At 62.7% G+C, this 6,941-nt stretch carries 8 protein-coding genes; 7 read left to right on the top strand and 1 reads right to left on the bottom strand.

Annotated elements, in window-relative coordinates:
- Positions 1–5: 5 nt before the first annotated feature.
- The 7 genes from AC1DLV_RS07310 (at position 6) to AC1DLV_RS07340 (ending at position 5,577) form a co-directional block, all read left to right on the top strand.
- A complete protein-coding gene (locus AC1DLV_RS07310; protein ID WP_476798911.1) occupies positions 6–1,013 on the top strand; it encodes an ABC transporter ATP-binding protein in 1,008 nt (335 codons plus the stop codon).
- Positions 1,014–1,021: 8 nt separating this feature from the next.
- On the top strand, positions 1,022–1,999 hold the full coding sequence (locus AC1DLV_RS07315; RefSeq protein ID WP_476798881.1) for an ABC transporter ATP-binding protein: 978 nt from the start codon (positions 1,022–1,024) through the stop codon (positions 1,997–1,999).
- 13 nt (positions 2,000–2,012) lie between these two features.
- Positions 2,013–2,504, top strand: coding sequence for a RidA family protein (locus AC1DLV_RS07320; protein WP_476783788.1), 492 nt, complete (start codon positions 2,013–2,015; stop codon positions 2,502–2,504).
- A gap of 11 nt (positions 2,505–2,515) precedes the next feature.
- On the top strand, positions 2,516–3,739 hold the full coding sequence (locus tag AC1DLV_RS07325; protein WP_476798882.1) for an aminotransferase class V-fold PLP-dependent enzyme: 1,224 nt from the start codon (positions 2,516–2,518) through the stop codon (positions 3,737–3,739).
- Between the two features lie 57 nt (positions 3,740–3,796).
- Entirely contained in the window at positions 3,797–4,618 is an 822-nt protein-coding gene (locus tag AC1DLV_RS07330; RefSeq protein ID WP_476798883.1) for an IclR family transcriptional regulator, read from the top strand.
- 385 nt (positions 4,619–5,003) lie between these two features.
- Entirely contained in the window at positions 5,004–5,213 is a 210-nt protein-coding gene (locus tag AC1DLV_RS07335; RefSeq protein ID WP_476798884.1) for a cold-shock protein, read from the top strand.
- A 139-nt stretch (positions 5,214–5,352) separates the two neighbouring features.
- Positions 5,353–5,577: a hypothetical protein gene (locus AC1DLV_RS07340; RefSeq protein WP_476798885.1), complete on the top strand. Its 225-nt coding sequence runs from the start codon at positions 5,353–5,355 to the stop codon at positions 5,575–5,577.
- Positions 5,578–5,697: 120 nt separating this feature from the next.
- Here AC1DLV_RS07340 and AC1DLV_RS07345 read toward each other — a convergent pair whose 3' ends face one another.
- Complete coding sequence (locus AC1DLV_RS07345) at positions 5,698–5,910, bottom strand: hypothetical protein (protein WP_476798886.1); 213 nt, start codon at positions 5,908–5,910, stop codon at positions 5,698–5,700.
- Between the last annotated feature and the right edge of the window lie 1,031 nt (positions 5,911–6,941).

A 6,941-nucleotide genomic window follows, 5' to 3' on the forward strand; every position in this document is an offset into this window, starting at 1 on the left:
GAGAGATCGCGCCCGACACCATCTTGTCCGTGCAGGATCTGAAGACATGGTTCGTGACCAAGCGCCTGACAGCCAAGGCAGTGGACGGCGTGACCTTCGACCTGAAACGCGGCCAGACGCTGGCCGTTGTCGGGGAATCCGGATCCGGCAAGTCGGTGACCAGCCTGTCGATCATGGGGCTGTTGTCGAAGCCGGGCGCGATTGCCGGTGGCAAGATCCTGTTCCGCGACCGCAAGGAACAGGTTCATGACCTCGCCGCCTTCGCGCCGAAGGATTTCCGAAAGATCCGCGGCCGGGAGATCGCCATGATCTTCCAGGAACCAATGACCAGCCTCAACCCGCTTTACACCGTCGGTGACCAGATCGGCGAGATGATCGCGCTGCACGAGCCCGTCAACCGGCAGGAAGCGCGCAGTCGGGCGCTCGCCATGCTCAAGCATGTCGAGATTCCGGACGCGGCCTCGCGCCTCGACGATTACCCGCACCAGATGTCGGGCGGCATGCGCCAGCGCGTCATGATCGCCATGGCGCTGGCCTGCAGTCCTTCGCTGTTGATCGCCGACGAGCCGACAACAGCGCTCGACGTCACCATCCAGGCGCAGATCCTCGACCTTTTGCGCCGCCTGCAGGCCGAGTTCGGCATGTCGATCCTGTTCATCACCCACAATCTCGGCGTCGTTGCCGAGATCGCCCATGATGTCGTCGTCATGTATGGCGGCCGCGTCGTCGAACAGGCGCCGGTGAACGACCTCTTTGCCCATCAGCGGCATCCCTACACCAAGGGCCTGCTCGCCTGCACGCCGAATGCCGCGCGCGACATAGATGCATCAGGCGAGCGCCATGCGCTTTATTCGATCCCCGGCAGCGTCCCGCCGATCACATCGCTTCCGCCGGGCTGCGCTTTCGAGCCGCGTTGCGAATATGCGCTGGAGGCCTGCCGCGCAGCGCCGCCGGCGCTGGTCACCGCCGGGCGCGCCGGCTTCTCGCGTTGCATCAGGAGCGCCGAGCTATGAGCCTCCCCATGCCAGAATCCCAAGACGCCAAGCCGCTGCTCAGCGTCCAGGGCCTGACCAAGCATTTCCCGGCCCGCAACGGCCGTATCGTCCATGCCGTCGAAGACGTCAGCTTCGATGTCTGGCGCGGCTCCACTGTCGGGCTGGTCGGCGAATCCGGCTCTGGCAAGACGACGGCGGGCCGCTCGGTGCTACGGCTTGTCGAGCCCACTGGCGGCAAGGCGATCTTCGACGGTGTCGACCTGTTCACGCTGTCGCCGCGCGAGATGCGCGCCTATCGGCAGCGCCTCCAGATCGTTTTCCAGGACCCGTTCTCCAGCCTCAACCCGCGCATGCGCATTTCAGCGATCATCAGCGAGGCGCTCGACGCACGCGGTTTTCCGCGCGGCAAGGTACGCGCTGAGCGCATCGCCGAGCTTCTGACGCTTGTCGGCCTGTCGCCGGACCACGCCACACGCTATCCGCATGAATTCTCCGGCGGCCAGCGCCAGCGCATCGGCATTGCGCGAGCGCTTGCGGTGGAACCGGAATTCGTCGTCGCCGACGAGCCGGTCTCCGCCCTCGACGTGTCGGTGCAAGCGCAGGTGCTCAACCTGCTCGGTGAATTGCAAAAGAAGCTCGGGCTGACCCTGCTGTTCATCGCGCACGACCTGTCGGTGGTCGAATATCTCTGCGACGAGGTCGTGGTGATGTATCTTGGCCGCGTCATGGAGCGTGGCCCGAGCAAAACCGTCTACGCAGCACCCCGCCATCCCTACACCAGGGCGCTGCTAGCAACCGCGCCGGTGCCCGATCCGACACGCCGCCGCACCCATGTTCCCTTGCAGGGCGACATCCCAAGCCCGATCAACCCGCCGTCGGGTTGCGTCTTCCGCACCCGCTGCCCGGAGGCGATCGCCGCCTGCGCCGAAATCATCCCGCCGGTCGCGCATATCGGCGGCGGGCACCATGTGGCCTGTATCCGCCACAGCGAACCAACTGCCTGACTGGAGTACGCATATGACCTTTTCCGAGGCTTTGAAGCGTCCGGAAAACACGCCCTACGACCGGCTCAAGGCGCTTGGAATTACGCTTCCAGGAGCACCGCCGCCGATCGCCAATTTCGTTACCCACGTGCAGGAGGGCAAGCTTCTGTTCCTGTCCGGCCAGGGTCCGACCGAAGGCGACGGCCGCCTGCATACAGGCAAGGTCGGCGCCGATGTGAATGTGGAAGCAGCCTATGGGCATGCGCGGCTGACAGGCATCAATTTGATCGCCGTCATGCAGGCCGCTCTTGGCGATCTCAACCGCGTGCGGCGTGTGGTAAAGCTGCTCGGCATGGTCAATGCGACGCCCGACTTCGCCGATCATCCCTCGGTGATCAACGGCTGCTCCGATCTCTTCATCGAAGTGTTCGGGCAAAGCGGCGTCCATGCGCGTTCGGCGGTGGGCCACGGCTCCCTGCCCGGCCAGATCACCGTGGAAATCGAAGCCATAGTGGCGATTGATTGAGGTTTCGTGAGATGAACATTCAAAGCAAGAACGCCACGCCGAAAGACGATATCCGCAGCCGTCTCGGCTTGCGGCCGGTGATCAACGTCTCCGGCACCATGACCTCGCTTGGCGCATCGATCGTGGTGCCGCAGGCGGTCGAGGCTGTCTCGGCGATCCTCAGCGAATTCGTCGAGCTTGGCGATCTGCAACGCCGCGCCAGTGCCGTGATCGCCGACCTGACCGGGGCTGAAGCAGGCTTCATCACCGCCTCCTGCTCCGCAGCGATCAGTCTCGCGGTCGCAGCCGCCATGACCGGGCCTGACCTCGCCGCGATCGAACGCCTGCCTGATACGACGGGCCTCAAGGACGAGGTCGTCATCCAGTCCGGCCATTTGGTGAGCTACGGCGCGCCGGTCGATCAGGCGATCCGCCTCACCGGCGCGAAGGTCGTGCCGGTCGGCCAGGCGACGGGGACTTCCGCCTACCAGTTGCGTGGCGCCATCACCGAACGCACAGTGGCCGCCGTCTATGTCGTTTCGCATCACGTCGTCGACTACGGGCAGTTGCCGCTGAAGGTGTTCGCCGCGGTCGCCCATGAGCGCGGCGTGCCTGTCATCGTTGATGCGGCTTCCGAGTATGATCTTGAAGGCTTCCTCGCCGATGGTGCTGATCTGGTGCTCTATTCCGGCCACAAATTCCTCGGCGGTCCTACCTCCGGCATCGTCGCTGGGCCGAAAGAAAAGGTGCGCGACGTCTATCTGCAAAACCGTGGCATCGGTCGCGGCATGAAGGTCGGCAAGGAAGGCATCGTCGGCACGCTTGCCGCCCTTCAGGCCTGGAAGACGCGCGACCATGACGGTATTCGTGCCCGCGAGCGAAGGGCCCTCGACTGCTGGGTCGAGGCTCTGGATGGCAGGGCCGGCATCACCGCCACGATCACTGCGGATCCGACCAACAATCCGCTCGATCGGCTGATGATTTCGGTCAATCCGGCTGAAGCTCGCATCACGGCCTGGGACCTGGCCGACAGGATGGGGACCGGCGACCGTCCGGTGATCGTGCGCGACCATGAGGTCGAACACGGCTATTTCTTTCTCGATCCCTGCAATTTGCATCCCGAGGAGGAATTCGTCGTGGCGGAGCGGCTTGCCGAGGAACTGGACCGCGCGCGCGGCTCCAACGAGATCATCGCCACGCCCTTCGATGAAAGGCTGCTGGCGCGCGAGGCCGCGATCCTCAATTGGCCGGATTGATCTGTTCGCGCGCCTACGGACGCCCTACAATGCTTTCGACACAAATTCTGGGTTCCCATGCCAAAAACTGTTGCAAAGCAAGACGATAGCCCCACCAGCGGCGCTGAACCGCGCCGCTCGCGCACCAGCGGCATCGACAGGGCGCTGCAGATCCTCGACTATCTGCAGACGGCGGAGCGGCCGGCAACGGCTTACGAAATCGCGCGCGACATCGGGGCACCGCTGTCGACCATCTACGTGATCGTCGACGACCTCGTCGAGAAGGAGCTGCTCGACCGCCACGATGGCGGCCTGTTGTGGCTTGGACCACGCCTCTATCACTACGGCCTGACCTATGCCCGCACGCTCGACCTGCTCAATGTGGCGGTGCAGGAGATGCACGAGCTCGCCTCGCATTCGGGCGAAACGATCCAGATTTGCGGCCGCGACGGCGACCAGATGGTCGTCCTTGCGATGCAGGAGGGCAAGGACCATTTCCAGGTCACCTCGCGCGTCGGCACCCGCAGCCCGCTCAACTGGACCGCGTCCGGCCGCATGCTGATCGGCCATCTTCCGGAAGCCGAGCGCCGCGAGATATTCGCCCGCTCTGCAACCGTCTCGCCAACAGGCCGCGCCGAAACCGACAAGGATGTTCTGGCCAAGACCGCTGCGGCAGCACTCGAAGAAGGCCTGTCGATCCAGGCCGGCGAGTCCGATTTCTCCGTGGCCTGCATTGCCGCGCCGGTCTGCGACAGCCAGGGCGCCTGCCGCGCCACCATCTCGATCGTCGTGCCTGATATCAAGTTGAGACAGAAGAACCCCGACCTGATCGCGCTGGTGAAGGCAAGCGCCCGACGCATCGAGGCACGGCTCGGCTGGCAGTCCATCCGGTCGCAATGACCCTTTGCCCTTGCCGGGTGGCGCACCAATCCAGCCGCCTCTCCGTTGAAAACCAGTTCCCCCGGGATCACGTTCCAGGGGTCCAGTCGAGCGTGGCACGCTGTCGGATCAGAGTTGGCCCGACTTGTCCAAACAGCCTTCGCGGCTTCGTTAAATGGAGTGCGAATTTTCGAGCGCCAGCGCCGCGCTCATGGTGGATAGAATTATAAAATTGACATTACCGCTTGGTGAAGCTATCTAATATTGGTCGATATTTGCTTGTTTGATTTTTGTTATTGCACAATGACACTGTGCGTCGACGAACTTCCCTTCAAATAAAATCGCGATGTAACCCGCCGTGCAGTCGTATGGCGGTCGATTAATATTGCCACGAAAGGGGTTTGTCATGACCACTGGCACAGTGAAATGGTTCAATGCTACCAAGGGCTTCGGCTTCATTCAGCCTGATGATGGCGGCGCGGACGTGTTCGTCCACATCTCCGCTGTCGAGCGGGCCGGCATGCGCGAAATCGTCGAAGGCCAGAAGATCGGCTACGAGATGGAACGCGACAACAAGTCGGGCAAGATGTCCGCAGGCCAGCTGCGCGCTGTCTGAACGGGATTTGTGCCCTTCGGTGACCACGGATGTACTGGCACCGTCATAGGGCGCGACTACCAACGAAGGCCAGGCAGTTTGCCTGGCCTTTTTCTTGACAGCGATCAGGCCTCTTTTCGAAACAGCAGGGATAACAAACATGACCCAGTCCCAGAGCAAGGCTCGAGAGCAGGCAGAGTCGGCCTTTGGCAAGACGCAATCGCAGTCTCTCGCCCGCAACCGCATCATCTCCGAGATCGACGCGGTTGTTCAGGAACGCGATGAGAAGACCTTGCGGCTGCGCGCTTTGCGCAAGGAAAAAGAAGCCAGCGACCTTGCCGCCAGCTCCTTGTCCACTCGTACCAAGACCGCCGTCAAACGTTAGAACTCGTCCCTACGGACGCACGGCGCCCCAGGCTCTTGCTTGGCTGCATTGTGCTATCCGAAATTCGATTCCGATCTCCGGGCCAATGCCTTCATATCCCGATCAGGATAGGCTCTGGGCTCAGCCGAAGAGACTCTTGCCTGGAATGAAGCCCTTGCCACGTGGAATGACAATAGTGCCGTTCCTGCCGGGGCCGCCCGCCAGCAAAACAACCCCGCTCTTTGTCGACTGGGTGTCGAACGACGCAGGCTTGGACACGGCCGTCGGTACTGCGGCAAATGCCGCCGGCGACAGCATCATCCCTGCCAACGCCGCTATCAATATCGTCTTCATCGATTTCGTCTCCTTCATTGGCCATCCGGCCGCCAGCGCGAGACGGTAACGCCCCCGCTTGTTACCGGACCACGCCTGCGCCACAACGCGGTCTGCCTACTCAATGCACTGGCGATCCCGGCTTGGGCATACGGCAGATGCCGTATTTCGACCCGATGCCGGCTGGGGCTTCGAAGACTTGGTTAGCCAATGGTTTGCACAATCGCATTGCGTCTCGGTGTGTGGGGCGAGCTGTGAACTTCGCGGCACTGCTGCAATCGCTTGGTGGCCGCGTCTAGAAAACCCTGTTTTCGCAAGCCAGACGTGGAAGACTTTTCCACGGTTGACGCGTTTTTATGCCCTGAAAGCAGAAGTCGGTTTCTCTGAACCGTCTCATTCCTTCGCACCCCCCTCTGGCCTGTCAAAGGGGGGCGAAGGATCGCAGTAGTTGCGATTTTTCTTAGCCGTCAGCTAGGCTGGACGGTCACGGCATGGATCCCGTCGCTGCGCGACCCCCGCACGTCGCTTCGCTCCTGCTCCGCCCGAGGATGACGAAGGCGCATAGGCTTTCGGCTAATCTCCAAGGTTGGCTGCAGCAGGCTTATAGGTTGGCACCGGCAGGAAATTCTGGGCAACTGCAGAGCAATACGGGAACAAGAGCCGGAAGCTTTCTGCCAAGCGCTGACGTCGACGATGAGCTGCGAGCCCCCATGCCTTCGTCATCCTCGGGCGGAGCAGGAGCGAAGCGACGCGGAGACCCGGGGATCCATGCCGTGAAGTGGCAACTGCCGCAGCGGTCCAGAACCCGCGAGCAACTACGCCTAGTTGTCACTATCTGTCAGCAACCACCGTGGATAGCCGCCCCCGTTTTTCCACGCCCTCAAAACCTGCCGTATCATCATCCTCGCGATCTTCCACGGGACCCCGGTGCGCACCGGGCTCGGGGGGAAGCGCCGGTGCCGGGCTGGTGGGAGGTCGGTTCTCCTGCTGGGTGATGAGCCCCCAAGCCCGGGCCTTGCGGCGGCTGRCGGTGAAAGCCGAGGCGACTGAGC

It is taken from the genome of Aminobacter sp. 01T433, assembly GCF_056398585.1.

Bases quoted from the DNA above. Each gene is read 5' to 3' on its own strand.
- AC1DLV_RS07340 (WP_476798885.1), top strand. From the start codon at position 5,353: ATGACCCAGTCCCAGAGCAAGGCTCGAGAGCAGGCAGAGTCGGCCTTT.
- AC1DLV_RS07315 (WP_476798881.1), top strand. From the start codon at position 1,022: ATGCCAGAATCCCAAGACGCCAAGCCGCTGCTCAGCGTCCAGGGCCTG.
- AC1DLV_RS07330 (WP_476798883.1), top strand. From the start codon at position 3,797: ATGCCAAAAACTGTTGCAAAGCAAGACGATAGCCCCACCAGCGGCGCT.
- AC1DLV_RS07320 (WP_476783788.1), top strand. From the start codon at position 2,013: ATGACCTTTTCCGAGGCTTTGAAGCGTCCGGAAAACACGCCCTACGAC.
- AC1DLV_RS07335 (WP_476798884.1), top strand. From the start codon at position 5,004: ATGACCACTGGCACAGTGAAATGGTTCAATGCTACCAAGGGCTTCGGC.
- AC1DLV_RS07345 (WP_476798886.1), bottom strand. From the start codon at position 5,910: ATGAAGACGATATTGATAGCGGCGTTGGCAGGGATGATGCTGTCGCCG.
- AC1DLV_RS07325 (WP_476798882.1), top strand. From the start codon at position 2,516: ATGAACATTCAAAGCAAGAACGCCACGCCGAAAGACGATATCCGCAGC.